The organism is Luteimicrobium subarcticum, assembly GCF_002798015.1.
In the GTDB taxonomy this organism is placed as follows: domain Bacteria; phylum Actinomycetota; class Actinomycetes; order Actinomycetales; family Cellulomonadaceae; genus Luteimicrobium; species Luteimicrobium subarcticum.
On sequence record NZ_PGTZ01000011.1, the window covers coordinates 42,466 to 69,072 of the forward strand.

The 26,607-nt window shown below is 72.5% G+C and carries 28 protein-coding genes and 1 pseudogene; 8 read left to right on the forward strand and 21 right to left on the reverse strand.

Annotated elements, in window-relative coordinates; genetic code table 11:
- Nucleotides 1-101 precede the first annotated feature (101 nt).
- Together lnt and CLV34_RS13630 are read left to right on the forward strand one after the other, a co-directional pair.
- Nucleotides 102-1,673 carry an apolipoprotein N-acyltransferase gene (gene lnt, locus CLV34_RS13625; protein WP_100350865.1) on the forward strand — a complete coding sequence of 524 codons (1,572 nt, stop codon included), beginning with the start codon at nt 102-104 and terminating at the stop codon, nt 1,671-1,673.
- The gene (locus tag CLV34_RS13630) at nt 1,670-2,449 is read left to right on the forward strand and encodes a polyprenol monophosphomannose synthase (RefSeq protein ID WP_425436245.1); all 780 of its coding nucleotides are present in this window, start codon (nt 1,670-1,672) and stop codon (nt 2,447-2,449) included. Before lnt ends, CLV34_RS13630 begins: the two co-directional genes overlap by 4 nt.
- A gap of 90 nt (nt 2,450-2,539) precedes the next feature.
- Here CLV34_RS13630 and CLV34_RS13635 read toward each other — a convergent pair whose 3' ends face one another.
- The gene (locus CLV34_RS13635) at nt 2,540-2,884 is read right to left on the reverse strand and encodes an RNA polymerase-binding protein RbpA (protein ID WP_100350867.1); all 345 of its coding nucleotides are present in this window, start codon (nt 2,882-2,884) and stop codon (nt 2,540-2,542) included.
- A gap of 283 nt (nt 2,885-3,167) precedes the next feature.
- On the opposite strand from CLV34_RS13635, the gene CLV34_RS13640 reads away from it, so the two are divergent.
- Nucleotides 3,168-5,567, forward strand: a complete 2,400-nt coding sequence (locus tag CLV34_RS13640) for an ATP-binding cassette domain-containing protein (RefSeq protein WP_100350868.1) — start codon at nt 3,168-3,170, stop codon at nt 5,565-5,567.
- A gap of 6 nt (nt 5,568-5,573) precedes the next feature.
- Here the strand turns inward: CLV34_RS13640 and CLV34_RS13645 are convergent, their stop codons facing one another.
- Together CLV34_RS13645 and CLV34_RS13650 are read right to left on the reverse strand one after the other, a co-directional pair.
- Nucleotides 5,574-5,867, reverse strand: a complete 294-nt coding sequence (locus CLV34_RS13645; protein ID WP_100350869.1) for a hypothetical protein — start codon at nt 5,865-5,867, stop codon at nt 5,574-5,576.
- A gap of 166 nt (nt 5,868-6,033) precedes the next feature.
- On the reverse strand, nt 6,034-6,594 hold the full coding sequence (locus CLV34_RS13650; RefSeq protein WP_100350870.1) for an isochorismatase family protein: 561 nt from the start codon (nt 6,592-6,594) through the stop codon (nt 6,034-6,036).
- A gap of 350 nt (nt 6,595-6,944) precedes the next feature.
- Here CLV34_RS13650 and CLV34_RS13655 point away from each other — a divergent pair, with 350 nt between their 5' ends.
- Nucleotides 6,945-8,012, forward strand: a complete 1,068-nt coding sequence (locus CLV34_RS13655; protein WP_100351013.1) for a tyrosine-type recombinase/integrase — start codon at nt 6,945-6,947, stop codon at nt 8,010-8,012.
- A gap of 81 nt (nt 8,013-8,093) precedes the next feature.
- On the opposite strand, the gene CLV34_RS13660 is transcribed toward CLV34_RS13655, so the two are convergent.
- Entirely contained in the window at nt 8,094-8,645 is a 552-nt protein-coding gene (locus CLV34_RS13660) for a DUF6328 family protein (protein ID WP_245859236.1), read from the reverse strand.
- Nucleotides 8,646-8,704: 59 nt separating this feature from the next.
- On the opposite strand from CLV34_RS13660, the gene CLV34_RS13665 reads away from it, so the two are divergent.
- Together CLV34_RS13665 and CLV34_RS13670 are read left to right on the forward strand one after the other, a co-directional pair.
- A protein-coding gene (locus CLV34_RS13665; RefSeq protein WP_100350871.1) for an IS5 family transposase occupies nt 8,705-9,641 on the forward strand; the annotation gives its coding sequence in 2 pieces (ribosomal slippage) (nt 8,705-9,073 and nt 9,075-9,641; 936 coding nt in all).
- A gap of 162 nt (nt 9,642-9,803) precedes the next feature.
- Nucleotides 9,804-11,122, forward strand: a pseudogene (locus tag CLV34_RS13670) (ISL3 family transposase).
- Nucleotides 11,123-11,170: 48 nt separating this feature from the next.
- On the opposite strand, the gene CLV34_RS17360 reads toward CLV34_RS13670, so the two are convergent.
- Nucleotides 11,171-11,515, reverse strand: a complete 345-nt coding sequence (locus tag CLV34_RS17360) for an Imm10 family immunity protein (protein ID WP_100350872.1) — start codon at nt 11,513-11,515, stop codon at nt 11,171-11,173.
- Between the two features lie 164 nt (nt 11,516-11,679).
- Here CLV34_RS17360 and CLV34_RS13680 point away from each other — a divergent pair, with 164 nt between their 5' ends.
- A complete protein-coding gene (locus tag CLV34_RS13680) occupies nt 11,680-11,949 on the forward strand; it encodes a DUF7218 family protein (RefSeq protein WP_100350873.1) in 270 nt (89 codons plus the stop codon).
- 94 nt (nt 11,950-12,043) lie between these two features.
- On the opposite strand, the gene phoA is transcribed toward CLV34_RS13680, so the two are convergent.
- The 10 genes from phoA to clsA form a co-directional block, all read right to left on the reverse strand.
- A complete protein-coding gene (phoA, locus tag CLV34_RS13685) occupies nt 12,044-13,777 on the reverse strand; it encodes an alkaline phosphatase (RefSeq protein ID WP_100350874.1) in 1,734 nt (577 codons plus the stop codon).
- A gap of 157 nt (nt 13,778-13,934) precedes the next feature.
- Nucleotides 13,935-14,756 (reverse strand): MBL fold metallo-hydrolase, encoded by an 822-nt coding sequence (locus tag CLV34_RS13690; RefSeq protein ID WP_100350875.1) that lies wholly within the window; start codon nt 14,754-14,756, stop codon nt 13,935-13,937.
- A gap of 62 nt (nt 14,757-14,818) precedes the next feature.
- Nucleotides 14,819-15,400, reverse strand: coding sequence for a MerR family transcriptional regulator (locus CLV34_RS13695; protein ID WP_100350876.1), 582 nt, complete (start codon nt 15,398-15,400; stop codon nt 14,819-14,821).
- A 141-nt stretch (nt 15,401-15,541) separates the two neighbouring features.
- Nucleotides 15,542-16,021, reverse strand: coding sequence for a bifunctional nuclease family protein (locus tag CLV34_RS13700; RefSeq protein WP_342747232.1), 480 nt, complete (start codon nt 16,019-16,021; stop codon nt 15,542-15,544).
- A 16-nt stretch (nt 16,022-16,037) separates the two neighbouring features.
- Nucleotides 16,038-16,787: a transcriptional regulator FtsR gene (gene ftsR, locus CLV34_RS13705; protein WP_245859238.1), complete on the reverse strand. Its 750-nt coding sequence runs from the start codon at nt 16,785-16,787 to the stop codon at nt 16,038-16,040.
- Entirely contained in the window at nt 16,784-17,263 is a 480-nt protein-coding gene (locus CLV34_RS13710) for an FHA domain-containing protein (protein WP_100350878.1), read from the reverse strand. Before CLV34_RS13710 ends, ftsR begins: the two co-directional genes overlap by 4 nt.
- Before the next feature lie 133 nt (nt 17,264-17,396).
- A complete protein-coding gene (locus CLV34_RS13715; protein WP_100350879.1) occupies nt 17,397-18,281 on the reverse strand; it encodes a DUF881 domain-containing protein in 885 nt (294 codons plus the stop codon).
- A gap of 5 nt (nt 18,282-18,286) precedes the next feature.
- Nucleotides 18,287-18,619, reverse strand: a complete 333-nt coding sequence (locus CLV34_RS13720) for a small basic family protein (protein ID WP_100350880.1) — start codon at nt 18,617-18,619, stop codon at nt 18,287-18,289.
- A 20-nt stretch (nt 18,620-18,639) separates the two neighbouring features.
- Nucleotides 18,640-19,482, reverse strand: a complete 843-nt coding sequence (locus CLV34_RS13725) for a DUF881 domain-containing protein (protein ID WP_157803860.1) — start codon at nt 19,480-19,482, stop codon at nt 18,640-18,642.
- On the reverse strand, nt 19,479-20,075 hold the full coding sequence (clsA, locus tag CLV34_RS13730) for a cardiolipin synthase ClsA (protein ID WP_100350882.1): 597 nt from the start codon (nt 20,073-20,075) through the stop codon (nt 19,479-19,481). The genes CLV34_RS13725 and clsA overlap by 4 nt, the downstream gene beginning before the upstream one ends.
- Before the next feature lie 267 nt (nt 20,076-20,342).
- On the opposite strand from clsA, the gene CLV34_RS13735 reads away from it, so the two are divergent.
- The gene (locus tag CLV34_RS13735; protein ID WP_425436252.1) at nt 20,343-22,196 is read left to right on the forward strand and encodes a DEAD/DEAH box helicase; all 1,854 of its coding nucleotides are present in this window, start codon (nt 20,343-20,345) and stop codon (nt 22,194-22,196) included.
- 81 nt (nt 22,197-22,277) lie between these two features.
- On the opposite strand, the gene CLV34_RS13740 is transcribed toward CLV34_RS13735, so the two are convergent.
- The 6 genes from CLV34_RS13740 to CLV34_RS13765 all read right to left on the reverse strand — a co-directional run bounded on the left by CLV34_RS13740 (nt 22,278) and on the right by CLV34_RS13765 (nt 26,607).
- The gene (locus CLV34_RS13740; protein WP_245859239.1) at nt 22,278-22,754 is read right to left on the reverse strand and encodes a PH domain-containing protein; all 477 of its coding nucleotides are present in this window, start codon (nt 22,752-22,754) and stop codon (nt 22,278-22,280) included.
- Nucleotides 22,755-22,847: 93 nt separating this feature from the next.
- Complete coding sequence (gene hisG, locus CLV34_RS13745) at nt 22,848-23,696, reverse strand: ATP phosphoribosyltransferase (protein ID WP_100351017.1); 849 nt, start codon at nt 23,694-23,696, stop codon at nt 22,848-22,850.
- 80 nt (nt 23,697-23,776) lie between these two features.
- A complete protein-coding gene (locus CLV34_RS13750) occupies nt 23,777-24,040 on the reverse strand; it encodes a phosphoribosyl-ATP diphosphatase (protein ID WP_100350884.1) in 264 nt (87 codons plus the stop codon).
- Nucleotides 24,041-24,113: 73 nt separating this feature from the next.
- The gene (gene ribH / locus CLV34_RS13755) at nt 24,114-24,578 is read right to left on the reverse strand and encodes a 6,7-dimethyl-8-ribityllumazine synthase (protein WP_100350885.1); all 465 of its coding nucleotides are present in this window, start codon (nt 24,576-24,578) and stop codon (nt 24,114-24,116) included.
- Nucleotides 24,575-25,903 carry a GTP cyclohydrolase II gene (ribA, locus tag CLV34_RS13760; RefSeq protein WP_100350886.1) on the reverse strand — a complete coding sequence of 443 codons (1,329 nt, stop codon included), beginning with the start codon at nt 25,901-25,903 and terminating at the stop codon, nt 24,575-24,577. Before ribA ends, ribH begins: the two co-directional genes overlap by 4 nt.
- Complete coding sequence (locus tag CLV34_RS13765; RefSeq protein ID WP_100350887.1) at nt 25,900-26,607, reverse strand: riboflavin synthase; 708 nt, start codon at nt 26,605-26,607, stop codon at nt 25,900-25,902. Before CLV34_RS13765 ends, ribA begins: the two co-directional genes overlap by 4 nt.

Sequence of the window (26,607 nt, forward strand, 5' to 3'; positions counted from 1 at the left end):
GCGCGTTCAGTAGAAAACGTGCCCCGTGCGTGGCGTCGGGGTACGGCACGAAGGACGCGCGGGTCGGCTTCTCTCCCTGGTGGGTGCCGTAGCCTTCACCCGTGCGCGACCGACCCATCCCGTCCCGGCTCGTCTCTTTGCTGGCCGCAGCGGGCGGCGGGCTCTCGCTCTTCCTGGCGTTCCCCGACGCGAACCTGTGGGCCATGGCCTACGTGGGCGTCGGCCTCCTGTACGTCGCGCTGCTGCGCCGCGGGATCGTGTGGAACGCGCTCATGGGCCTCGTGTTCGGGCTCAGCTTCTTCCTGCTGCACCTGACGTGGTCGCAGTTCGCCGCCGGCACGGTCGCGTGGCTGGCGCTGAGCGTCTCGGAGGCCGTGCTCCTGGCCGGCTTCGCGGTCGCGTGGACGATCGCACGTGGCTGGCGCCCGCTCGCGCGGTGCGGGTGGTGGGACGTGGTCGCGTTCCCCGTGCTGTTCACCGCGGTCGAGGCGCTGCGGTCGGGCTGGCCGTGGGGCGGCTTCCCGTGGGGTCGCCTCGCGTTCTCCCAGGTCGACGCGCCGCTGTCCCGGCTCGCACCCGTCGGCGGCACCGTCCTCGTCTCGCTCGTCACCGCCGTCATCGGCACGCTCGTCGGGCTCGGGATGGTGCGCGCCGTCCGCCTGCGCCTCATCGGCCTGTCGGTCGCCGTGCTCGTGGCCGCCGCGCTGTTCGTCGCCCCGCTCGCCGTCGACCTGGACGTCGCCGCACAGGACGGAACCCTGAAGGTCGGCGCCGTGCAGGGCGACGTGTCGAAGCCGGGCGCGGACGCGTTCGAGAACGCCGGCGAGGTCCTGCGCAACCACCTCGCCGGGACGGAGGCCCTGCTGGACCAGGTCGACCAGGGCGACCTCGACGTCGTGCTGTGGCCCGAGAACGGGTCGGACTACGACCCGCAGGCCGACGCGGCGGTCGGCGCCGCCGTCGACCGGGCTGCGACGGACGTCGGCGCGCCCATCCTCGTCGGGGCGCAGGAGTACCCCGCGACAGGCGGGCGCTACAACGTCGGGCTGCTGTGGGCGCCCGGGCAGGGCGTCATCGACCGGTACGCCAAGCAGCACCCGGTGCCGTTCGGCGAGTACATCCCCCTGCGCGACTTCGTGCGGAAGTTCTCCAAGTCCGTCGACGAGGTGCAGACCGACATGCTCGCCGGGCACGACCCGGCGGTCATCACCCTGCCGTCGGAGCGGCTCGGGCGCGACGTCGTCCTCGGTGACGTCATCTGCTTCGAGATCGCCTACGACTCGATCGTGCAGCAGTCCGTCGACCACGGCGCCGAGATGCTCGTCGTCCAGACGAACAACGCGTCCTTCGGGTACCGGCCCGAGTCGACCCAGCAGCTCGCCATGTCGCGCTTCCGCGCGATGGAGACGGGACGCGCCACCGTGCAGGTCTCGACGGTCGGCGTGAGCGCCGTCATCACCCCGTCGGGCGTCGTCCAGCAGCAGACCGGCCTGTTCGTCCCCGCGCAGATGGTCGCGACGCTCCCGCTGCGGACGTCCGTCACCCCGGCGGTGCGGGCGGGGGACTGGCCGACGGTCGCAACCCTCGGACTTGGCGTCGTCGTGGTCCTGGGTGGCATGATCGGGGCTTTGGCACGGCGCCGAACGCGCGCCGCGGAGAGGCAGCCATCGTGACACGCGTCCTGGTCGTGACCCCGACCTACAACGAGCGGGAGTCCCTTCCCGTCGCGTACGAGCGCCTGCGGGCTGCCGTACCGTCCGCCGACTGGCTCGTCGTCGACGACGGCAGCCCCGACGGCACGGGCGACATCGCGGACGCCTGGGCAGCCGAGGACGACGCCGTCCACGTGCTGCACCGCACCGGCAAGCTCGGCCTCGGCACCGCGTACATCGCCGGTTTCCGGTGGGCGATCGACCGCGGCTACGACGTCGTGGTCGAGATGGACGCCGACGGGTCGCACCGCCCCGAGGACCTGCCGCGGCTGCTCGCCGCGCTGGACGACCCGGCCGTGGACGGCGTCGTCGGGTCGCGCTGGATCCCGGGCGGGCGGGTCGTGAACTGGCCCTGGAACCGTGAGGTGCTGTCCCGCGGTGCGAACGTCTACGCGCGGCTCGCGATCGGCATGCCGATCCACGACGCGACCGGCGGCTTCCGCGCGTACCGCACCAAGATCATCGCGGCGCTCGACCTCGACGCGATCGACTCGCGCGGCTACTCGTTCCAGGTCGACATGACGTGGCGGATCATCCGGGGCGGCGGGCACCTCGTCGAGGTGCCGATCACGTTCGTCGAGCGCGAGGTGGGGGAGTCGAAGATGAGCGGCTCGATCATCCGCGAGGCGTTCGTCAAGGTCGCCGTGTGGGGCGCGCAGCACCGCACCGAGCAGGTCAGGGGCCTCCTCAAGAAGTCTGCCGGGAAGTCTGCTGAAGCCCCCGCCGACGTGTCCTGACGCGGCACCACGCACGACGAAGGGCCCCGACCGTCGCGGTCGGGGCCCTTCGTCGTCACGTACGCCCGCGGTTCTCGCGGGCCGCAGGTGTCAGGCGGAGCGGCGCAGCTTGCCTGCGCGCAGCAGCTCGAGGCGCTCGTCGAGGAGCTCCTCGAGCTCCTTGATGGTGCGACGCTCCAGCAGCATGTCCCAGTGGGTGCGCTGCGGCTTGGTGGCCTTCGCCTCAGGACGCTCGGCGTCGCGCAGCAGCGCCTCCTCGCCGCACCGGCACTCCCACGTCGCCGGCACCTCGGCCTCGACCGAGAACGGCAGGATGATCGTGTGCCCGTTGGGGCAGTCGTAGTGGGCCTGGAACCGCGGCGCGAAGTCCACGCCCTCGTCGGACTCCATGCTCTTCGAACCGATGCTCATCCCGCGCAGCGAACGGTCTGCCATGTCATGTCCTCCAGGGGTAGACGGGGGAGTGGTACGGGTGTTCTGGCGGCGGGCGAGGGCACGCCCGACGGTCGCCTTCTGTTCGATACCAACGCGTAACGTTGTATCAGTGTTCCAGCCGGCACACCTGTCAGAGTGAAGGTCTGGTGAAGGGGGCTCCGGGGCCGGCGAGGTCCGCAGACGTCCCGGGGGCCGTTCTACGATACCGGGTGACAGGCTGTCGACCGCACCGGGCCGAGGACACGCCGACCGGGCCGACCGGACCATCGACCGACGGAGACCGATGACCCGCACCATCCCCGATCCCGAGTCCGCACCTGCGACCCCGTCGTCTGCGGCTGCCGACAGCCACGACCGGATCCGCGTCGTCGGCGCACGCGTCAACAACCTGCGTGACGTGAGCGTGGACCTTCCGAAGCGACGCCTCACGGTGTTCACCGGGCTCTCGGGCTCGGGGAAGAGCTCGCTCGTGTTCGGGACGGTCGCCGCCGAGTCGCAGCGGCTGATCAACGAGACGTACCCCAGCTTCGTCCAGGGCTTCATGCCGTCCATGGCCCGCCCGGACGTCGACCTCCTCGACGGGCTGACCACCGCGATCACGGTCGACCAGGAGCGCATGGGCGGCAACCCGCGCTCCACCGTGGGCACCGCGACGGACGCCAACGCCATGCTGCGCATCCTGTTCAGCAGGCTCGGGCAACCGCACGTCGGGTCGCCGCAGGCCTTCAGCTTCAACGTCGCCTCCGTGTCCGGTGCAGGCGCCGTCACGATGGAGAAGGGCGGCCGGACCACCAAGGAGCGCCGCGCCTTCAGCGTCACGGGAGGCATGTGCCCGCGGTGCGAGGGCACCGGGTCGGTGCAGGACTTCGACCTCACGGAGCTGTACGACGCGAGCAGGTCCCTCAACGAGGGCGCCCTGACGATCCCCGGCTACTCGATGGACGGCTGGTACGGGCGCATCTTCCGCGGCTGCGGGTTCTTCGACGCGGACAAGCCCGTCGGGTCGTTCACGAAACGGGAGCTCGACGCGCTCCTGTACAAGGAGCCGACGCGCATCAAGGTCGAGGGCATCAACGTCACCTACGAGGGCGTGATCCCCAAGATCCAGAAGTCGATGCTGTCGAAGGACGTCGACGCGATGCAGCCACACGTGCGGGCGTTCGTCGAGCGGGTCATCACGTTCCAGACGTGCCCCGAGTGCGACGGCACCCGCCTCAACGAGGGCGCCCGCTCGTCGAAGATCGCCGGGGTGAGCATCGCCGACGCGTGCGCGATGCAGATCAGCGACCTCGCCCGGTGGGTCGGTGAGATCGACGAGCCGTCGATGGCTCCGCTGCTGGGATCTCTCCGGGACACGCTCGAGTCGTTCGTCGACATCGGGCTCGGGTACCTCTCGCTGGACCGGTCCGCGGGCACGCTGTCGGGGGGTGAGGCGCAGCGGACCAAGATGATCCGGCACCTCGGCTCACCGCTGACCGACGTCACCTACGTGTTCGACGAGCCCACCATCGGGCTCCACCCGCACGACATCCAGCGCATGAACGAGCTGCTCCTCCAGCTGCGCGACAAGGGCAACACCGTGCTCGTCGTGGAGCACAAGCCCGAGACGATCGAGATCGCCGACCACGTCGTCGACCTCGGCCCGGGAGCGGGAAGCGCCGGCGGCGAGGTCGTGTTCGAGGGCACGGTCGCCGGCCTGCGGGCCAGCGGCACCGTGACCGGGCGCCACCTCGACGACCGCGCCCGCCTCAAGGACGCGGTCCGGGCCGCGACCGGGTCCGTCGCGGTGCGCGGCGCCAGCAGCCACAACCTGCGCGACGTGGACGTCGACGTGCCCCTGGGGGTGCTGGTCGCGCTCACGGGCGTCGCAGGGTCGGGCAAGAGCTCCCTGGTGCAGGAGTCCGTGGCCGGCCGCGACGGCGCGGTCGTCGTCGACCAGACGCCGATCCGCGGCTCCCGCCGCAGCAACCCCGCCACGTACACCGGCATGCTGGAGCCGATCCGCAAGGCGTTCGCGAAGCAGAACGGCGTGAAGCCGGCACTGTTCAGCGCCAACTCGGAGGGCGCGTGCCCGGCCTGCAAGGGCGTCGGCGTCGTGTACAGCGACCTCGCCGTCATGGCGGGGGTCGCGACCACCTGCGAGGTCTGCGAAGGCAGACGCTTCCAGGCGGAGGTCCTCGAGTACACCCTCGGCGGCAAGGACATCAGCGAGGTCCTCGAGATGTCGGTGACCGACGCCGAGAAGTTCTTCGGCGGGGGAGAGGCGCACCTGCCCGCCGCCCACAAGGTGCTCGAACGGCTCGTGGACGTCGGTCTCGGCTACGTCCGGCTCGGCCAGCCGCTCACCACGCTGTCCGGTGGCGAGCGCCAGCGCCTCAAGCTCGCGATCCACCTCGGCGAGAAGGGCGACGTGTTCGTGCTCGACGAACCCACCACGGGACTGCACCTTGCCGACGTCGACCAGCTCCTCGGCCTGCTCGACCGGATCGTCGACTCCGGCCGGTCGGTCGTCGTGATCGAGCACCACCAGGCCGTGATGGCCCACGCGGACTGGATCATCGACCTCGGCCCGGGCGCCGGGCACGACGGGGGACAGGTGGTCTTCGAAGGCACCCCCGCCGACCTCGTCGCCGCACGGTCGACGCTGACGGGTGAGCACCTGGCCCGGTACGTCGGCGCGTGAGCGACGTCATCGAACACGCGTTCGACGACGAGGTCGGCGGCCAGGGGAGCGGTGCCTCGTGTCGCTCCAGACCGTGCGCAGGAGAACGACGGGGATGACGGCGCCCGTCAGGCTCCGGCGGTTCTCACGACCGACGATCGCCATGCCCAGGTGCTCGTAGATCGCGATGTTGCGGGTCTCCGCGGCGCGCGCGCCGGCGTGGTGCTTGAGCATCGCGACCGCGCTGCCGTCGGCGTGTGCGAGAGCGAGCCGCGTCCCGGTCGTCAGCTCGCGCCGCAGCGAGTCCGGGGTCTCGAGCATGGCGCCCGACGCCTCGCCCTGAGCGGCGGTGATCCAGCAGGATCTCTGGTGCGCCGATAAGGTACGTTATGTCATTACGCGTCGAAGAGCGGCGCGTTCGCACTGCCGAGAAGGCTCCCCGACCGGTCGCGTCGGCCCACGGTCGACGGCTGGCCCGGCGCGCACGTCACGACGCCGCGAAATCGAGCTCCTCGGTCGTCACGACGCCCGCCGTCCGACCCGGCGCCTTGTGGAACTGCCAGTACAGGTTGGTGTGCGCGATCACCAGGTCCGGCGTCGGAGCGCCCCATTCGCTGAGATCCTCCGTGGTGTGCGCGTCCGACACGAGCGTCGCGTCGTACCCGCGCACCACGGCGCCGTGCAGCGTGCCTCGGATGCACTCGTCCGTCTGGGCGCCCGCCACGACGAGTCGCCCTGCCGAGAGCCCCGCGAGCCGGTCCTCCAGGTCCGTCTCCTCGAACGCGTCCGCGTACCGTTTGTGGACGAGCGCCTCGTCGTCCGCGCGCCGGAGCTCGTCGACGTACTCCCAGGCCTCGCTGCCGCGCGGCAGGTTCTCGTCGTCCGAATGCTGCACCCAGACGACGGGCACGCCCTGCGCACGGGCCTTCTCGACGCACGCCGCGACGTTGGCGACGACGGCGTCGCGCTCGTACGCGTCGGACAGGACCCCCTTCTGCATGTCGACGACGACGAGCGCAGTGCCCGTGCGGTTCTCCAGCGTGGTCATCAGGTGCTCCCCTGGTTCCGGTGTGACGGGACGTCCGGTGGGACGGACACGCCGCGGTGCGCGTCCGGCTCCACGGTAGGCCGGGCGTCCGACATCGACCAGGCTCCGTCGGGCGCTGTCGCGGGCACGACGGGCTTCCGCCGGAAACAATGTTGTCTAGCACAACAGAATGGTTTGTCCGATCTGCGCCGAGGTCAGCGACGTCCGCCTCCCTGTCGGCACCTCCCCCTAGTCTGCAGAGACGGGAGCGGCCGCTGGCGTGAGCCGTGCGGCGGCATGTTCCCGCTGGTCACGGCCCCGTGACGAGCATCCCGCACCCCGCTGCACCGAACAGGAAGGACGACGAGAAGGTGGCCTCCCCTCCCCCGGTCGACCGCATCGAGGTCGGCGAGGCCGTGCGCCGATACCTCGCGACCGTCGACTCCGAGACGGTGCGTGGCATCCTCGCCCGCACCACGCGCGACACCTACCACCGCGACCTGCGCGAGTTCGCGCGCCTGGCGGGGCCGGCCACCGTTCTCGACGACATCGAGGGCGAGGACGTCGACGACCTCTTGGTGCGCTACCAGACCGCCCCCGACGGTCGGTACCGCGACGCCGCGCGCAAGGAGGGCGGCCCGGGCAAGGCGACCGCGAGCGTCAACCGGTTCCGCCAGTCCGTCTCACGGTTCTTCGCGCACGCCACCCGACAGGCCTGGGTCCAGGCCAACCCGTTCCAGTGGGCCGCTCCCCCGGCCCGCGACCGCGACGGGCTGCGGGTCGAGCGCACGGCCCTCACGCAGTCCACCGCGCGCGCCCTCCTGGCGGCCGACCCCGCGCCCGCCGCGCGCCCTGACCAGGACCTCGCAGCCCGCGACCGCCTCGTCCTGGCGCTGCTCCTCGTCGTCGGACCCCGCGTCTCCGAGCTCGCCCGCGCCGACCTGGCAGACGTCGTCCGCGAGCCCGGCGCCGCCCGCTGGCGGATCCGCGGCAAGGGGGGCGTGGTGCGGACCGTCAGCCTGTCCGCTCCCCTGGAGGCCGCGCTCGACGAGTACCTGACCGACCTGCGTCCCCGCCTCGCCGCCCGCGGTACCGGGCCGGACGCCGAACGCGCGCTGCTCCTGTCGTGGCGCGGCCGCCGCGTCGACCCCCAGACCGTCCGCGCCCTGCTCAACCGGGCGATGGCGCGCGTCCCGGCGAACCTGCGCCGCGGCGCCACCCCGCACGCGCTGCGGCACACCACCGCGACGCTGCTCGTCGCGCACGGATGGGACGTCAAGGTCGTCGCCGAGCTCCTCGGGCACGCGTCCATCGCCACGACGGGCGTCTACCTCGACCGGATCGAGGGTGAGCTCGCGGCCGCGATCGCGGCCCACCCGCTGCTCCCCGCCTCGGCCGGTGGCCCTGACGGCACGACGGACGCCAGGACGTCCGCCTGAGCGGGACGACGTCTGCCCCGCCCGGACACCAGCGAGTGCCGCTCCGGCGCCCGGGGCCGGCACCGGGGTGTCGGCCCGGGGTCAGGACTCGTCGTCGCGGCGCACGGGAGCCTGGCGTGCGGCGAGCCACGGCACGACGACCCAGAGCACGGCCAGCACCGCGAGGACGCAGCCGCCAGCCGCCGCTCCCGCCGCGCGGCCGACGACGACGTCGAACAGGAAGTACACGGTGCCGACGATCGTCAGGCCGAGCACGGCGAGGCCGGTCCGTGCGAGGCGGTGCCCGAGGGTGACGGTCTCGGCCTTGAGGTGCCGTCGGAACATGAAGCGGTGCAGGCTCACGGGGGCGACCAGGAGCCCTGTCGACAGGACGGACAGCAGGACGAGCAGCAGGTAGACGTCGACCTCGAGCGGTTCGAGCTCGGTGAACCGTTGCTGGAAGGGCACGGTGAGCAGGAAGCCGGTGAGGACCTGGGAACCGGTCTGGGTGACGCGGAGCTCCTGGAGCAGCTCGGACCAGTTGCGGTCCATGCGCTCGGTGGGTGTCTCGTGCCGGTCGTCCGTCGTCGATGCCCGGGAGGGCTCGTTGCCGGGGTGGTTGCCGGGTTCGTCGCCGGTCGCTGCGTCGCGCACGCTCCCACGCTAGGGCGTGTCTCCCATTGTTCTGGTGAGGCGCGCGGCAGGATCGGCCGGTGAGTTCGTCGCGGTTCGAGTCGTTGACTGATGCCCAGTGGGAACGGGTGGCTCCGTTACTGCCTTCGAACGAGGGCCGTCGTGGTCACCCGTTCCGCAACGACCGCCGCGTGGTCGAGGGGATCGTCTACCGGTACCGGACCGGGATCGCGTGGCGGGACCTGCCGCGTGAGGAGTTCGGGCCGTGGAAGACGGCGTGGAAGCGGCACCGCCGCTACGCCCAGGACGGCACCTGGGACAAGGTCCTCGCGGCGTTGCTCGCGCAGGCCGACGTCGAGGGCAAGATCGCCTGGACGGTCTCGGTGGACGCCACGATCAACCGCGCGCACCAGCACGCGACGAACACGACCCGCCCGGACCAGGACACAGGGGGCGAGGGCGAATTACACGAAACTTCCGGCGGGGTTCGTTGCGAGTCCGCTCGGCGGGGAACGTGAACCCGCAGGTCACGGCATCGGGCGGTCCCGTGGTGGGCTGACCACGAAGATCCACGCCGCGGTCGACGGCAACGGGCTCCCCCTTGCGGTCGTGGTCACCGGCGGGCAGCGCAACGACGGCGCGATGCTGACCGAGGTCCTGGCCGACATCCGCGTCCCACGCCTCGGTCCGGGTCGCCCGCGCACCCGCCCCGACGCCGTGGTCGCCGACCGCGCCTACTCCACCGGGGTCAACCGGCGCGAGCTGTCACGGCGCGGTATCCGGGCCGTCATCCCGCAGAAGAAGGACGAGATCGCCGCCCGCAAACGCAAGGGGCCCACCGGAGGACGACCTCCCAGCCTCGACACCGAGACCTACAAAGGCCGCAACGTCGTCGAACGCTCCTTCGCCCTGGCCAAGCAATGGCGCGGCCTGGCGACCCGCTACGACAAGCTCGCCATCACCTACCGCGCCGCCGTCATCCTGTGCGCCTGCCTCGCCTGGCTACGCAGTTTGTAGTCGCGCCTCCAAGGTCCTCCAGGCCGGGCCGTCACCCTAAAACGGCTCTTCGTCGATCCGGTGGGGAGTGACGCGGGCCGGGTGACGGGCTGGGTGTAGGGGTCGAGGTCCCCGATGATCAGGAGCGACCAAGCAACCTGACCTGTTTCGAGGACCTCGACGTTGTCCAACGCTACGGGGTGCGCTGGCGCGCCCATTACTACTGATCCTTGTGACCGTTGTGACGTGCTGCTCGGGCTGTCCGGGTTGCATGTGGAGTCGGTCGAGCGGACCGACGCGTCGATGACGGTGACGGTGTCCACGCCGTGGCAGCTGATGGGTTGCCCGGACTGCGGGGTCGTGGCCCCGAGCCGGGGACGGCGCAGGCGCGTTCTGCACGACGTGCCGCACGGTGATGCCCGGGTGCGAGTGGTGTGGCGGCAACGGTTCTGGCGCTGCCCCGAGGCCGCCTGTGGGCGTGGGTCGTTCGCCGAACATGTCCCGGTCCTGGTTGCTGCGAGGGGTTCGATCACGACCCGGGCGGTGGCGTGGGCGATCGGGCAGCTGCGCCGCGAGCACGCCACGATCGCCGGCCTGGCCCGCAGGCTGGCGGTGTCCTGGTGGGCGCTTTGGCGGGCCGTGCGTCCCGAGCTCGAGCGCCTCGCCGGGGACGAGTCCCGCTTCGCCGGGGTCACGTCCCTGGGCGTGGACGAGCACGTGTGGCACCACGGCGACCTGCGCACGAAGGGGCCCAAGGAGCTGACCGGGATGGTCGACCTGACCCGCGACGAGCAGGGCAAGGTGCGTGCCCGGCTGCTGGATCTGGTGCCGGGCCGCTCGAAGAAGGCCTACGCCGACTGGCTCGAGGCACGCGGCGCAGACTTCCGGGCAGGCATCGGTGTCGCGGCGTTGGACCCGTTCGGCGGCTACAAGGCCGCGATCGACGACCAGCTCGCCGACACGGTCGCGGTCCTGGACGCGTTCCACGTGGTCAAGCTCGGCACCGCCGTGGTCGACGAGGTCCGCCGCCGGGTCCAGCAGGACACCACCGGGCACCGGGGCCGCAAGGGCGACCCGCTGCTGGGCATCCAGACCATCCTGCGCGCCGGGGCCGAGAACCTCACCGACAACCAGTGGGCGCGCCTGACCCGCGCGATCGAAGCGAACGAAGCCCACGAGGAAGTGTTCCTCGCCTGGCAGTGCGCCCAGGACCTGCGAGCCGCCTACCGAACCTCGGACCTGGCCGAGGGCAGGCGCCGGGCCGAGAAGGTCCTGGCCACCTTCCACACCTGCCCGATCCCCGAGGTCGCGCGCCTCGGGCGGACCCTGCGCCGATGGCGGGACGCGTTCCTGGCCTACTTCACGACCGGCCGCGCGAACAACGGACCCACCGAGGCCGTGAACGGACTCATCGAGCTCCACCGCCGCCTCGCCCGCGGCTACCGCAACCGCGACAACTACCGACTCGCATGCTCCTCGCCGCCGGCGGGCTCACGACCTGATCCCCACCAGATCGGCGAAGAGCCCCTAAAACGGGCGTCCGAGTGCTCTCACTCACGGGCCAGGAGCCGGGGCAGGTGCTGCTCAATGATGCTGATTCCAGCATCGTCCACGACAAGCTCAACCCGATCAGGCAGTTCGAGCACACTTGCCGCACCCGGTTCGAGATCAAGCACGAGAACGTTGCGCTGCACTTCGAACTGAGCCAGCCCGCCATAGTGCACGGCACTCGCATCACGCACGATCGCGTAGGTGTCTTGGCCCAGAGATACGGCCTGAGCGTCATCTTCTACGATCGAGCGTTGAATCTCGATCGTGTCTCCAGACTCCACGTCCAACAGCACCAGTGCCTCGCAGTTGAGATCCTCGCTACGAATGAAGCCGACCTTGATCACAAGCGAATCCTAGGGCGATCACTTCGAATAAGGAGACACGCCCTAGTCGCAGGGCGACGGGCTGCGGGCGCTGACGTGCGTGGACCTCGGCGCCCGCGCATCGTCGGACGGTGAGGGCGCCGCACGACCGACGCCGCACGACCCACGACGGACGGAGGGCAGGTATGCCACGACGGGACCCGGGACCGAGCGTCAAGGACAAGGAGCTCTACGAGACGCTGCGTGACGAGGGGGCGTCCAAGGAGAAGAGCGCGCGGATCGCGAACGCCGCGGCGTCGTCGTCGCGTGCGGAGGTAGGGCGCAAGGGCGGCGAGGCCGCTCCGTACGAGGAGTGGACGGTGCCGGAGCTGCGACGCCGTGCCGCGGAGCTGGGTGTCGCCGGGCGTTCCACGATGCTGAAGGCCGAGCTGGTCGACGCGCTGCGGAGGCACTGAGCCCCGAGTCAGCGTGACGCCGAGCAACACCGGAACGACGACGACGGGGTGCCGCCTGCACGTGCAGGCGACACCCCGTCCGCCGTGTGCGGGGTCAGCGACCGTTCGCGATGGTGATCGGGACGATCTTCTCGCTGGTCACGCCGTCGTAGCCCACGACGTCGATCTTCAGCTGGTAGGCGCCGTCCGGGTGGTCGCGCGTGTCGAGCACGAGCGTCGGGCGGGTGCCGGCCTGCGTGCTGCCGGGCGCCTTGGTGTTGTCGGTGATCCACGTTCCGCCGCGGTTGAGCTCGATGTACGTGTACTTGGGCTCCACGTTGGTGGTGACGCGGACGGTCTGCTTGCCCTTGAGGCGTGCGCCGTCGGTGACGTTGACGTTGTCGACGGTCGCGTGCTCCGGGGACGCCTTGTCGGCGTCGAGGCGCAGGGCGTCGCGGATCGTGAAGAACAGGTCGGTCTGGTCGGTGAGGCCGACGACGTTCGCGGCACGCGGGCCGTACGCCGCGATGCGGACCTGGGTGCCGGTGTGGTCCTGCGAGCCGCCGGTGTCGGCGGTGCCGTACGCGACCGTCATCGGCTGGTCGTCCGCGGTGGTGAGCGTGCGGGTCAGGCCGGGCGTGGTCGTGTTCGGGTAGACGATCTGGCTCGAGTGGCCGTGGTCGGCCGTGAGGACGACGAGGGTGTGGCCGTCCTTCTTGGCGAACGCGAGCGCGGCCTGCACGGCCTCGTCGAGGTCGACCGTCTCACCGATCTGACCGCACGGGTTGGCGGAGTGGTCCTGCTTGTCGATGCTGGCGCCCTCGACCTGCAGGAAGAATCCCTTCTTGGACGAGCGGTCGTCGAGCAGCGAGATCGCCTTGTTCGTCATGGTGGCGAGGTCGGGCTGGCCGGCGGGCAGGCCGCTGTTCGGGGTGCAGCGCACGGCGGGCTCGGTGCCGCCCGTGTGGGTGGCCGCGGGGCCGGTCCAGCGGGTCGGGAAGTTGCCCGACGCGAACAGTCCGAGCACGGGGGTCTTCTGGTTCGCGGTGGAGACCGCGGCGAGCCCGGTCGCGTCGGACACGACCTGGTAGCCGCGGTCCTTCGCCTGCTGCAGGAGGGTCTTGCCCTGCCACTGGCCGGCCTTCGCGGTCTCGGCGAACGTCGCCGAGCCGCCGCCAAGCGTGACGTCGGGGCGCGCGTCGAGGAGCTGCTCGGTGATCGACCCCTTGCCGCCCTTCTCGAGGGCGTTCGTCGGGCAGACGGTCGTCGTCTTGGACGGGCCGTAGCACGACCGGTCGGTCACGTGCGCGACCTCGACGGCCGGGGTGGCGTCCTGGATCTCCGCGGTCGTGACGTCGCCGGTGCGCAGGCCGTTGGCGCGGGCGATCTCGAGGAGCGTGCGCTGGTCCTTGCCGTCGATGTCGACGGAGATCGCACCGTTGTACGTCTTCGTGCCGGTCGACCAGCCCGAGCCAGACGCGGCGGAGTCCGTCACGTAGTCCGGCTTGCCGTTCGACTTGTCGAGCGCGTACGTCGTGTACGAGCCGGTCAGGGGCAGCGCGTCGATGCCGGGCAGGTGGCCCGCGGCACCGTACTGGTAGTTCCGCGCGACCGTGATCTCGGAGTCGCCCATGCCGTCCCCGATGAGCAGGATGACGTTATGTGCGGTGCTGCCGTCGATCGCGCCGCGGACCGCTGCCGTGCGGTCCCCGTCGGTCCGGCGGGCGTCGCCGTGCCCCGTGAGGTCCGTGGTGAGCGCGGTTCCCGCGGTCCCGACGGCAACGAGTCCGGCGGCGAGCGCGATGCTGAGCGCGGCCCGGCGAGCGCCCGGCTGCGTGGCGTGTCGCATGACTTTCCCTTCGTCGACTGGCGCGGCGTACCGCCGCGGGGCCAGTCGACCGGAACAGGGTGTCCGTCGGGCGACGCACAGGGCAATGCTGGGCGTCGCCGGGCCGTCGCCGTGGCGACGCCCAGCATTGCCCTGTGCTGCGGGGTCCAGCGGATGCTCAGACGCGCTCCGCGTCCGCCACCGCCTCCTCGGGGCGCGGCGGCACCGTCTCGTCGTCCTCGAGCAGCACGGGCTCCGCATACTCCGGGTGGTCGTGCAGGACGCTCGCGGCGACCGCGTCGGCGTGCAGGTCAGGCCGGGGCCTCACGTCGAGCGGCTCCCCCGCGGCGTCGACGAGCTCGTACCGGTGCCCCGCCCCCAGCGCGTCCGGGCCGAGCGTCCGCAGGACGAACCCGCGACCCACGTCCGAGAGGAACACGTCGTGCACCGGCAGGACGCGTCGGGGTGCGAGGCCACGCGCGTAGTCGACGGCGTCGCCGAAGCGGAGCCACGGCGCGGCCACCGGCAGCAGCAGGACGTCCAGGTCGAACCCCGCGGGCAGGTCCGCGTACTCGTCCCCGGTGACGAGGACGGCGCCGTCGAGGAGGAACGCGGCGTTCGACGGCACGGGGACGTCGGCGTGGATCGCCTCGTGCCGCCCGGTGCCGACCACGAGCACCTCGTGCCCGGCGACTGTCGTCGTGGTGCCGGGCGCCGCGACGTGCAGCAGGTCGGCCGGGACGCCGGCGTCGGCCAGGACGTCGAGGACGCCCTGGGGTGCCCACACGGGCAGCCGGCGGTCCGTGACCACCGGGGCGACGCGCGGCACGTCGAGGTGGTCCACGTGCTCGTGCGTCACCAGGATCGCGTCGGCGCCGTCGACCACCGCGTCGGCGGACGGCACGGAGAAGACCCCGGGATCGACGACGAGGACACCGGACCCGTCGGACGGGTCGCCGGAGAGCCGGATGCTGGAGTGGCCGAGGTGCTCGAGTCTCATGCCGTCAGTCTGTCGACCGGCGGCTCGACTCGCCAGGTGGCCCGGCCGGGCGGGCAGAGGTGTCAGCCGGCGGTGCGCGCGGCGCGCCGCACGGCGAGCTCGTCCGCGACCTGCACGGCCGGCCCGTCCGTCACCGACTCGGTCGGCAGCTCCGCGAGGGTCCCCTCGACCTCGCGCCAGACGCGACCCACCGCGATACCGAAGACGCCCTGGCCACCCTGCACGAGGTCGATGACCTCGTCGGACGTCGTGCACTCGTACACGCTCGCGCCGTCGCTCATGAGGGTGATCCCGGCGAGGTCCTCGATGCCCCGCTCGCGCAGGCTCTGGACGGCCGAGCGGATCTGCTGCAACGACACGCCCGTGTCGAGGAGGCGCTTGACGACCTTCAGCACGAGGATGTCGCGGAACCCGTACAGCCGGTGCGTGCCCGACCCGTGCGCGGGCTTGATGCTCGGCTCCACCAGCCCGGTGCGCGCCCAGTAGTCGAGCTGCCGGTACGTGATCCCTGCCGCGCGACAGGCCGTCGGACCGCGGTACCCCGTGGTCTCGTCCTGCTCCGACACGTCCTCGCCGAACAGCAGACCCTGGGCCCCCTGGGGCACCGGCGGGCGGCTCGCTGTGGCGTCGCCGTCAGTCCTCACGCTGGCCTCCAGATGGGTAGGGCGCTCGTGCGCCCGCCGTGCTCTTCACGGTAGGCCGGGGCCCGACCGACTTCAATCACCGTGCCCGTCCGGCGCGTCGCGCCGCCGCGTCCTGCGCGACGTCGGCCGGCCCACGGGCCCTCAGACCTCGAAGTCCTCGGGTTCGACGTGCTCGAGAAAGGTGCGGAACTCCTCGACCGTGCCCGCCTGCTCATTGTCCATCACCTCGATGCCGGCTGTCGCGACGACCTCGCCGGCGCACAGCAGCGGGCTCGCGGTCCGGACGGCGAGCGCGATGGCGTCCGAGGCGCGGGAGTCGACGCGCGCGCCGTTCGAGAGGACGAGCTCGGCGTGGAACACGCCGTCCCGCAGCGCGACGATCTCGACCCGGTCGAGCCGGACCGCTGCGGCGCGCAGGAGGTCCCGCAGCAGGTCGTGCGTCATGGGTCGGGGTGGGACGACGCCCGCCTGGGCCGAGGCGATCGCGGACGCCTCGCGCGGCCCCACCGTGATCGGCACGACCAGCTCCGCCTCCGCGTCGAGGAGCAGCACCACGATCTCCTGACCGCGGTACTGCCGGACGCCGAGCAGCTCGACGGGCACCATCGGAGCGTCTGCCACCCGTCCACGGTACGACTCAGGGCGTGAGGTCGGCGACCCCCTGGCGCACGAGGGCTGCGTGCAGGCGCGTGCACAGGTCGGCCACCTCGGTCGCGAGCTCCTCCGCGCGGGTCCGGGCGGCCGGGGACTGCTGGCTGCGCCACGGCGCGACGACCTGGTCGACCAGCGCGACGTGCCGGTCGGCGGACGCGCGCAACGGCCGCAGGTGACGGGGCTCGATGCCGAACTCCCCCAGTGCCGCGACGACCCGGGTGATCTCCACAGCCCACGCGTCGACCTCGCCGTCCGGGCCGGGCCGGACCACGCCGGTCGTGACGAGCTCCTGGACGACGGCGGGCTCGACGGCCGCGAGCGCGGCCAGGCTGCGGACCGTGGGCCGGTCGCCCGGCGACGCCGACCCGCCCCGGACGACGCCGCCCGGGACCGGCGACCGGTTCTCGGCACCCGAGTCGAGTGCCGCCAGGTGGTCCTTGATGACCTTGAGCGGGAGGTAGCGGTCACGCTGCTCGGCGAGGACGAACCGGATCCGCTCCACGTCGGCGGCGCTGTACTGCCGGTAGCCGGCCGCGGTGCGGACGGGCACGACGAGGCCCTGGTCCTCGAGGAAGCGGAGCTTGGACGGCGACAGCGAGGGGAACTCCCCCTGGAGCGCGCGCAGCACGTCGGAGATCCGCATGGTGGCGGCGCGGGATGCGCCGCGCGGCCACGGCTGCGTGGTGGGCGCGTCGTCCGGCCCGTCACCCCGCGCCGTGGCCGGGGCGCTCACGCGGGCCCCGCCTGCCCTTCGGTGCCGGGCCGGCGGGCAGGGCTCGCGTGGAACGACAGGCGGAACTTGCCGATCTGGACCTCGTCGTTCGTCGCGAGAGCGATCTGGTCGATGCGGTTCCGGTTGACGTAGGTGCCGTTGAGCGAGCCGATGTCCCGCACGAGGAACTGGCCGTCCTCGCGGACGAACTCGGCGTGCTTGCGCGACACGGTGACGTCGTCGAGGAAGATGTCGGCGTGGACGCTGCGGCCGGCGGTGACGCGGTCGGCGTCGAGCAGGAAGCGCTCCCCGGTGGACGTGCCACGCCGCATGATGAGGAGCGCCGACCCCCACGGCAGCGCAGCGACGGTGCTCGACTCCTCGGACGTCAGTCCGGGGGTCGCGGCGACGTCGTCGGGACCACCGTCCGCGCGACGGAAGGTCGCGGTGGTGTCCGGTCCGAACGTGCCCGGCGTTCCTGCACCCGGATCTGTCATGACGCCTCCTCGGGACGTGTGCTTCGGGCACGTGACGTGCCACGCTGCTCCAGGCGCCCACCAGGGGTGACGCCTGCTCCAACACTAGGCCGAACCCCCGGCGGGGGGCAGCCCTCCTGCTCGGCGTGCCGCGTCACCGCTTCGTCCCGGCGGTCGACACGGGCACGGGTGTCGCGTACTTCGGGTCCTCGGGCTCGCGCGTGGCCGTGACCTCGACCTTCGTGGCGCTCTTCACCTCGGCCGTCGCCCCCTGGCTCCGGACCGCCGCGAGCGCACCGCCCGGGATGCCGAGGGCGGGGGCCAGCGTGTCCGGGTCGCCGATCGCGACCCACGTGTAGGGGGACGTGACCGGGACGTCGTCGACGACGAGGGAGTTGCCGGCGAGCGCGAACCAGCTCGACGCGACGAGCCGGACTCCGTTGATCTGGACGGCTTCCGCGCCCGCGTTGCGCAGCTCCTCGAGCACGTTGAACATCGTCGCGGCCCCCACGGTCTGCGTGCCCTCCTCGATGGTGAGGGTCACCCCGGGGCCCTGGGCGGGAAGCCGGCCGGACAGGATGCCCTGGGTCGCGGCGCGGTCCTTCGCCAGCTTGATGGCGGCCTGCTGGCTGCCGGACCCGGCCTGCAGCTCGTCACGGGTGACGCGGAGCGACGAGTACTCGCGCTCGAGCGCCTGGCTGCGCTGGGTGACGTCGTCGAGGAGCCGCACGAGGTCGGACTGGCGCAGCGACGACAGGCTGTCGGACTGGTTCTGGCGGACCTGGACGATGAAAGCGAAGCCGAGCGCGGCGCACAGGACCGCGACGATCAGCTGGGACGTGTTGAGCCGGGGGCGCAGCAGCGAGGCGAACGTGTGGCGGCGCCCGGGGGTGCCGCGGCCGGGGACGTCGTCGTCGGACGCCTGCTCGTCACCTCCCTCGGCGGCGTGCCGGGGGTGGACGTCGCTGGCGTGGGGTGAGTCGCTCGGCACGTCGCGGTCCGGGGACGGGACGTCGTCGGGCACGTGCTCGTCGGGCATGCGCGTCAGGCCTTGAAGATGTGGCGGCGGATCGCGGCGGCGTTCGAGAAGATCCGGATGCCGAGGACGACGACGACCGCTGTGGACAGCTGGGCGCCGACGCCGAGCTGGTCGCCGAGGAACACGATCAGGGCGGCCACCACGACGTTCGAGAGGAACGAGACGAGGAACACCCGGTCGTCGAACATGCCGTCGAGCTTGGCGCGCAGGCCCCCGAACAGGGCGTCGAGCGCTGCCACCACGGCGATCGGCAGGTACGGCTGGAGCTGGACGGGGACGGTCGGCTGCAGGATCAGCCCGACGACGACCCCGATGACCAACCCGACGAATGCGATCAACTCATCCTCCTTGGAGTGCTTCAGTCTAGGGGGGTCGCCGAGTAGAGCGTGGAGGCGCCCCCGCCCGCGAGCGCCAGGTGGTCGGCGGTCTTGGTGGTGGTGCGGATGCCGTAGGACTCCTGGAGCACGTCGAGCTGGTCGGTGGCGGTGGAGGCGGCGAAGCGGTCGTGCAGGTCGTCGGGGTCGCCGATGGCGTCGACGGTGTAGGGCGAGGCGAGGCCGACGAAGTCGACGAGGACGGCGCTGCCGGCGGAGCGGATGGCTGTGGTGGCGGTGAGGCGTTGGCCGTTGATGGAGATGGCTTCGGCTCCGGAGGCCCACAGGGCGTTGACGACGAGCTGGAGGTCGCTGTCCTGGACGCGTTTGTCGGCGTCGACGGTGCCGTCGGTGTCGACGGCGTCGTCGGCGTCGGTGAGGGTGACGACGAGTCCGGGGCCGGTGACGGCGGCGGCGCCGGAGGCGACGGAGTCGTCCTCGATGGTCTTGAGGAGCCCGGGGTATCTCTCGGCGAGGGCTTGGGACTGGAGGGCGGCGATGGTGTCGGAGGCGTCGGTGATGTCGCGGGTGAGCTGGTCGGCGTGGGCCTGGCGTGCGGTGATCTGCTTGACGAGGACGTCGCGGGCGGCGACGACGGCGGGTGAGGGGGCGCGCAGGCTGATGACGGCGACGGTGGCGAGGGTGCCGAGGGCGACGGCGACGAGGCCGTAGGCGAGGTGTCCGGCGGGGCGGCGGGTGCGGGTGTCGCGGCGGGCGGCGGCTTCGGCGTATCCGGGGTCGAGGGGGTGGTTCATGACCTCGGTGATGAGGGTCATGGACTCGTCGGGGCGGCGGGTGCGCGGGGTGGTGCGGGGTGGGGTGCTCATGCGGCGGCGCCGGGGGCGGGTGTGCTGGGGGTGCGCAGGATGGCGCGGGCGCCGCGGACGTAGAGGAGGCCGGCCCACCAGTAGAGGGCGACTCCCCAGGCGGCGCAGGCGGCGCCGATGACGAGGGCGACGGTGCCGACGGGTCCGTCGACCTGGGCGAGCAGGAGGAGCGGGAAGGCGTACATGAGGGCGAAGGTGGCGGCTTTGCCGATGAAGTTGACGGGGAGGGGCCCGTAGCCGCGTCGGGCGAGGGCGGGCAGGTAGCAGGCGAGCAGGATGTCGCGGCCGACGATGAGGGCGACGAGCCACCAGCCGATGACGTCGCGCCAGGCGAGGCCGACGAGGGTGACGAGGATGAACAGTCGGTCGGCGGCGGGGTCGAGCATCTGGCCGAGCTTGCTGGTCTGGTGGAAGCGTCGGGCGATGACGCCGTCGAGCCAGTCGGTGGCTCCGGAGACGGCGAGGACGGCGACGGCCCAGATGTCGTGGTGGCCGACGATGAGGACGGCGAAGACGGGCACGAGGAGGAGTCGTGCCAGGCTGATGAGGTTCGGGACCGTCCAGACCCGCGTGCTCACGTCGTCGTCGGTCACGGGGTCAGTGTACGAGGACGAGGGTGTGTGCCCGGACACGTGTGACGGCGGCCACGGCGGGGTGCGGTGCCGGGCGGGTAGGATGAGGGCGACTTCTTTTCGCAGTCGTCGCAGACCCGTTCTGGTGCGCCCGTCGTGGCGCGTGCAGGTCGCAGCTTCCGCAGGGCCCTCTCGGGGCCGCGGGCCGGCCTCGTTCTCTCGTGTGGGTGACGCGACAGCGGCCACCGTCGCATGCGATCCCCCGAACGAACGGTTCTGCACATGACCATGCCTGCCAGCGCGCCCGCGAGCGCCCCCCTTTCTGCTGCTGAGCCGTCGGCGTCGGCTGCGACGACGACGAAGGCCGCGGCGAAGACGTCCTTCAAGGATCTCGGACTGCCTGCCGCTCTGCTGGAGGCGGTGGAGGCGCTCGGTTTCGAGACGCCGTCGCCGATCCAGGCGGAGGCCATCCCGGCGCTGCTGTCGGGGCGTGACATCACGGGTGTCGCGCAGACCGGCACGGGCAAGACGGCGGCGTTCGGGCTGCCGCTGCTGGCGCGGGTGGACGCGGGGCTGCGGGCCACGCAGGCGCTGGTGCTGACGCCGACGCGTGAGCTGGCGATGCAGGTGGCGGACGCGATCGAGAGCTTTGCGCGCACCACCCCGGGCATCGAGGTCATCTCGGTGTACGGGGGGTCGCCGTACCTGCCGCAGCAGCGGGCGCTGCAGCGGGGGGCGCAGGTCGTGGTGGGCACGCCGGGTCGTGTGATCGACCACCTGGAGCGCGGGTCGTTGAAGCTCGACGGGATCCGGTTCCTCGCGCTGGACGAGGCGGACGAGATGCTGCGGATGGGCTTCGCGGAGGACGTCGAGAAGATCTTCGGGTTCGCGCCGCGCACGGGCCGTCAGGTCGCCCTGTTCTCGGCGACGATGCCGGAGCCGATCCGCCGGGTCGCGCAGCACCACCTGGACAACCCGGTGGAGATCGCGGTGGCGCGGCAGTCGTCCACGGTGACGAGCGTGCGCCAGACGTATGCGATCGTGCCGTTCCGCCACAAGGCGGGCTCGCTGGTGCGGGTGCTGCAGACGTCGGACGCGGACGCGGCGATCGTGTTCTGCCGGACGCGCGGTGCGGCGGAGGAGGTCGGCACGGCGCTCATCGAGCGCGGTATCGCGGCGGCGACGATCTCGGGCGACGTGGCGCAGAAGGACCGCGAGAAGATCGTGGAGCGGCTGCGCTCGGGTCAGGTGGACGTGCTGGTCGCCACGGACGTCGCGGCGCGCGGCCTGGACGTGGACCGCATCGGCCTGGTCGTGAACTTCGACCTGCCTGGCGAGCCGGAGGCGTACGTGCACCGCATCGGTCGCACGGGTCGCGCGGGCCGGTCGGGCGAGGCCCTGAGCTTCGTGACGCCGCACGAGCGGGGGCGGCTGCGCCAGATCGAGCGGACGACGCGGACCCCTCTCGAGGAGGTCGCGATCCCGTCGCCGGCGGAGGTCTCGGCGCACAAGGTCAAGAAGATGCTCGGCGACGTCGCGGAGCGGCACGAGGCGGGTCGCCTGGACCTGTACGTGAACCTGGTGCGCGAGCACCTGGCGGAGCACGAGGACGTCGACGCGGTCGAGCTCGCCGCGACCCTCGCCGCCCTGTTCGTCGGTGACCGGGGTCCCCGGTCCCGCGAGGCGCTCGCGGCCGAGGAGGAGGCGGCGGAGCTGGCCGCCGCGGCACGCCGGGCGCACCGCGAGGACGACGGGCGCCGCGACGGGCGGCACCGCCACTCCCCCGCGTCGGACGCCGACGGGCGGGGCCGGCGGGACGCCCGCGGCCCCCGCGACGGGGCACGTGACGGCGCGCGCGGGATCCGTCGTGACCCGGTCGGCACCCGGTACCGGGTCGCGGTGGGTCACAAGCACGGCGTGCAGCCGCGCGGCATCGTGGGCGCCCTGACGCACGAGGGCGGCCTGTCCGGCAAGGACCTCGGGAAGATCGACATCTTCCCGCACTTCTCGCTGGTGGACATCGCGACGCCGCTCGACGAGCCGGCGCTCGAGCGGATCGGCCGGGCCCGCGTGGGCGGCCGGGCGCTGCGCATCACGATCGACGAGGGTGCACCGGCGCCGCGGCGCCGCCCGCAGGACTGACGCACGGGGCAGGGCCACGAGGGGCCGCGACGCAGCACGCGTCGCGGCCCCTCGTGCGTCTCCGGCCCTCGCGTCGGGGCGTCACGGTGCCCGGTCGGGCGCCTCCCCGTGCAGCGCGACGAGGCGGGCGAGACGGTTCGCGTCGCGGACCCCGCGCGCGCCGTCGGCGCGCTGCACCGCCATGACGGCGAGGGTGGTCCCGTCCGCGAGGTCGAGCACCACCCAGGGGTCGGCGGGCGCGAACCGGACGGCCACGACCTCCGCCCACTCGAGGCGGCGCCGGTGCACGACGTTGCGCACGGTCAGACCGTCCGGGGTGGGGCGCGCGGACGTGTTGACGAGCAGCTCGAGGAACCACGCACCGAGCAGACCCACGACGACGATCGCGACCCGCTGCCCGCTGTCGAAGCCGGTCTGGCGGGCCGCGAGCGCCACGAACGCGCACCCGCCGACGAGGACGGTCGCGGTCAGGGCGCCGGCGAACAGGGCGAACCGGGGCCGGAACGGCGCGTACAGCCACGCGTCGGCCGGGCGGTCGGTGTGCGGCGTGACTCTCACCTCCGGCGCGCGGCGGATGCCGCGCTCCCCTTCAGGCTGTCACGGTGCGGGTGCCCACGCCGGGGCGGCACCGCGCGCCGCCGGTGCGGGGGTTCAGAGCCGGCAGGCGTGGATGGACGTCACGAGGATCGCCCGGGCTCCCAGGTCGTACAGGGAGTCCATGACCTGGTTGGTGCGGGAGCGCGGCACCATCGCACGCACCGCGGCCCATGAGCTGTCGTGCAGCGGCGAGACGGTGGGCGACTCGAGGCCGGGGGTGATCGCGACGGCCTGCTCGACGAGGTCGACCGGGCAGTCGTAGTCCATGAGGACGTACTCGCGGGCCGTCAGGACGCCCTGGAGGCGGCGGGTCAGGACCTCGAGCCCGGCGGGGGCGTCGTGGTCGGCGCGGCGGATCAGGACGGCTTCGGAGCGCAGCAGCGGCTCGCCGAAGACTTCCATGCCGGCGGCGCGCAGGGTGGTGCCGGTCTCGACGACGTCCGCGATGACGTCGGCGACGCCGAGGCGGACGGACGACTCGACGGCGCCGTCGAGGCGGACCACGGCCGACGGCTGGACGCCGTGCTCGCGCAGGTAGCCGCCCACGAGCACCGGGTAGGAGGTGGCGACACGCCGGCCCGCGATCCCGGCGAGGTCCTCGGTGGTGCCCACGGGGGCCGCGAACCGGAAGGTGGAGCGGGCGAACCCGAGGGGCAGGTGCTCGACGGCGTCTGCACCGGAGTCGATCATGAGGTCGCGGCCGGTGATGCCGACGTCGACGGTGCCCGCCCCGACGTACACGGCGACGTCACGGGGTCGCAGGAAGAAGAACTCGACGTCGTTGTCGGGGTCGGCGAGCACGAGCTCGCGCGGGTCGCGGCGCTGGCGGTAGCCGGCTTCGCGGAGCATGGCGGCTGCGGGTTCGGACAGGGATCCCTTGTTGGGGACGGCGATGCGGAGCACGGTGATTCCTCGGTCAGGGTGCGGGGGCGGGACGTCGTGCGCGGCGGTCGCGCGCCGGCCGGGCCGGGTGCGGACGCCGCTCACAGATGGCGGTACACGTCCTGCAGGGTGAGCCCCTTGGCGACCATGAGCACCTGCAGGTGGTACAGGAGCTGGGAGATCTCTTCGGCCGCGGCGGTGTCGGACTCGTACTCGGCGGCCATCCACACCTCGGCGGCCTCCTCGACGATCTTCTTGCCGATGGCGTGCACCCCGGCGTCGAGCTCCTTGACGGTGCCGGAGCCCTCGGGGCGTGTCCGGGCCTTGTCGGACAGCTCGGCGAACAGGTCCTCGAACGTCTTCACGCCGTCCAGGCTAGCGGGCGCGGCGGGTGGGCGGGCGCACGGTCCGGTCCTCGGGACTGTGCGCCCGCGACGGTCAGACGCCGCGCAGGGCGACGGCGGTCGCGACGGCCGCCTCGGCCGCCTCGGCGCCCTTGTCCTCGTGCGAGCCCTCGAGGCCGGCCCGGTCGAGCGCCTGCTCGATCGTGTCGCAGGTGAGCACGCCGAAGCCGACGGGCTTGCCGGTGCGCACCGCGACGTCGGTCAGGCCCAGGGTGGCGGCCTGGCACACGTACTCGAAGTGGGGTGTGCCGCCGCGCACCACGACGCCGAGCGCGACGACCGCGTCGGACGTCCCCGCGGCGCGCGCCGCGGCGACCGTCAGCTCGAACGTGCCCGGGACGCGGATCTCGCGCACGTCCGTCACGTTCGCGGCCGCGAGCGCCCGGCGGGCGCCCGCGAGGAGGCCGTCCATGACCTCGGTGTGCCAGGACGCGGCGATCAGGGTGACGTGCAGGCCCTGGCCGTCGGTGTGGATGGTGGGTGCTCCGGCGCCGCTCATGCGGGGTCCTCCTGCGTGTCGTGGGTGCTGTCGTGCGTGCTGTCGTGGCTGGTGTCGTGCTCGAGGGTGAGCGCGTGGCCCATGTGCTGCGCCTTGGTGCGCAGGTACGCGTCGTTGTAGACGGACCGGCCGACCTCGAGGCGACGGGTGCGCGGGACGTCGATGCCGCTGGCGGTCAGCCCGGTGGTCTTGGCGGGGTTGTTGGTGAGGAGCTCGACCTGGTGCAGGCCGAGGTCGGCGAGGATGGCGGCGGCGGCGCCGTACTCGCGCCGGTCGGCGGGCCACCCGAGCTCGAGGTTCGCCTGGACGGTGTCGAGGCCTGCGTCCTGCAGGGCGTAGGCGTGCACCTTGGCGAGCAGGCCGATGCCGCGTCCTTCGTGGCCGCGCAGGTACACGATCGCGCCGCCCTCGCGCACGACGGTCCGCATGGCCTCGTGGAGCTGGGGGCCGCAGTCGCAGCGCAGCGAGCCGAACGCGTCGCCGGTGAGGCACTCGGAGTGGACGCGCACGACGGGCACGTCGGCGGGCTCCAGGGGGGCGTTCGCAGGCACGAGGGCGACGTGCTCGGCGCCGGTGCGCAGGTCGCGGTACCCGTGCACGCGGAAGTGCCCGTGCTCGGTCGGCAGGAACGCGTGCGTGGTGGCGCGCACGCGGGGCCGGGCCGCCTCGGCCCCGCCGTCGGCGGCGTCCGCGGTGTCGACGACGGGGTCGTGCTCGCGGCGCCACGCGACGAGGTCCGCGATGGTGATGACGAGCAGCCCGGCCTGGGCGGCCAGGCCGGCGGCGTCGCCGAGGCGCATCATGCGGCCGTCGTCGTGGACGAGCTCGGCGATCGCGCCGACCTCCCCCACGCCGGCGAGACGGCACAGGTCGACCGCGGCCTCGGTGTGGCCGCCGCGGTGCAGCACACCACCGGGGACGGCCCGCAGCGGCAGGACGTGGCCCGGTCGGATGAGGTCGGTGGCACCGCTGGCGGTGTCCGCGAGGACGTGCAGGGTGCGGGTGCGGTCGTCGGCCGAGATGCCGGTGGTGACGCCCGTCGCGGCGTCCACCGTGACGGTGTAGGCGGTCCGGCGCGGGTCCTGGGACTGCGGGACCATCAGCGGCAGGTCGAGGGCGTCGGCACGGGCCGCGGGCATGGGCGCGCACAGGTAGCCGCTGGAGTGCCGGATCGTCCAGGCCACCCACTCGCTGGTGGCGCTCTGCGCGGCCAGGACGACGTCGACCTCGTTCTCGCGCTCGGGGTTGTCGGCGACGAGGACGGGGCGCCCGGCGCGGATCTCGGCGAGCGCGTCCTCGATCGACGCGAGGCGGACGTCGTTCATGCGTGGGCCTCCTGCGTGTCGTCCTGCGTGTCGTCCTGCGCGGACGGGTCGGCGGTGACGGCCGCGGAGTGGCGGCCGGTCGCGGACCCCTGGGCGAGCCGGGTGACGTGCCGTTCGACGTACTTCGACAGGACGTCGACCTCGAGGTTGACGAGGTCGGCCGCGCCGAGGCGCCCCAGGGTGGTGTCGGCGAGCGTGGTCGGGATGAGGGAGACGCCGAACGCGTCGTCGGCGACCCAGGTGACCGTGAGGGACACGCCGCTGACGGTGACGGAGCCCTTCTCGGCGAGGTACCGGGTGACGCTCTCGTCGGCGGCGACCGTCACGTCGTCCCAGCGAGGTCCGGGGCGGCGCTCGCGGATCGTGCCGACGCCGTCCACGTGACCCTGGACGACGTGGCCGCCGAGCCGGGTGTCGGCGCGCACGGCCCGCTCGAGGTTCACGGGTGCGCCGGGTGCGAGCTTCTCGAGGGCGGTGCGGCGCAGCGACTCCGGCATGACGTCCGCGGTGAACGTGCCCACGTCGTCGCCGGTGCCGAGCGACGTGACGGTCAGGCAGACGCCGTCGACGGCGATCGAGTCACCGTGCCGGGCGTCGGACGCCACGAGGGGGCCGGACACGGTGAGCACGGCGTCGGCCTCGGGGCCGTCGGGGAACGCGATGTCGACGACGTGGCCGACCTCTTCGACGATGCCGGTGAACAT

Bases quoted from the DNA above. Each gene is read 5' to 3' on its own strand.
- CLV34_RS13635 (WP_100350867.1), bottom strand. From the start codon at position 2,884: ATGGCAGACCGTTCGCTGCGCGGGATGAGCATCGGTTCGAAGAGCATG.
- CLV34_RS13640 (WP_100350868.1), top strand. From the start codon at position 3,168: ATGACCCGCACCATCCCCGATCCCGAGTCCGCACCTGCGACCCCGTCG.
- CLV34_RS13645 (WP_100350869.1), bottom strand. From the start codon at position 5,867: ATGCTCGAGACCCCGGACTCGCTGCGGCGCGAGCTGACGACCGGGACG.
- CLV34_RS13650 (WP_100350870.1), bottom strand. From the start codon at position 6,594: ATGACCACGCTGGAGAACCGCACGGGCACTGCGCTCGTCGTCGTCGAC.
- CLV34_RS13680 (WP_100350873.1), top strand. From the start codon at position 11,680: ATGCCACGACGGGACCCGGGACCGAGCGTCAAGGACAAGGAGCTCTAC.
- phoA (WP_100350874.1), bottom strand. From the start codon at position 13,777: ATGCGACACGCCACGCAGCCGGGCGCTCGCCGGGCCGCGCTCAGCATC.
- CLV34_RS13690 (WP_100350875.1), bottom strand. From the start codon at position 14,756: ATGAGACTCGAGCACCTCGGCCACTCCAGCATCCGGCTCTCCGGCGAC.
- CLV34_RS13710 (WP_100350878.1), bottom strand. From the start codon at position 17,263: ATGACAGATCCGGGTGCAGGAACGCCGGGCACGTTCGGACCGGACACC.
- CLV34_RS13715 (WP_100350879.1), bottom strand. From the start codon at position 18,281: ATGCCCGACGAGCACGTGCCCGACGACGTCCCGTCCCCGGACCGCGAC.
- CLV34_RS13725 (WP_157803860.1), bottom strand. From the start codon at position 19,482: ATGAGCACCCCACCCCGCACCACCCCGCGCACCCGCCGCCCCGACGAG.
- CLV34_RS13735 (WP_425436252.1), top strand. From the start codon at position 20,343: ATGCCTGCCAGCGCGCCCGCGAGCGCCCCCCTTTCTGCTGCTGAGCCG.
- ribH (WP_100350885.1), bottom strand. From the start codon at position 24,578: ATGAGCGGCGCCGGAGCACCCACCATCCACACCGACGGCCAGGGCCTG.
- ribA (WP_100350886.1), bottom strand. From the start codon at position 25,903: ATGAACGACGTCCGCCTCGCGTCGATCGAGGACGCGCTCGCCGAGATC.
- CLV34_RS13765 (WP_100350887.1), bottom strand. From the start codon at position 26,607: ATGTTCACCGGCATCGTCGAAGAGGTCGGCCACGTCGTCGACATCGCG.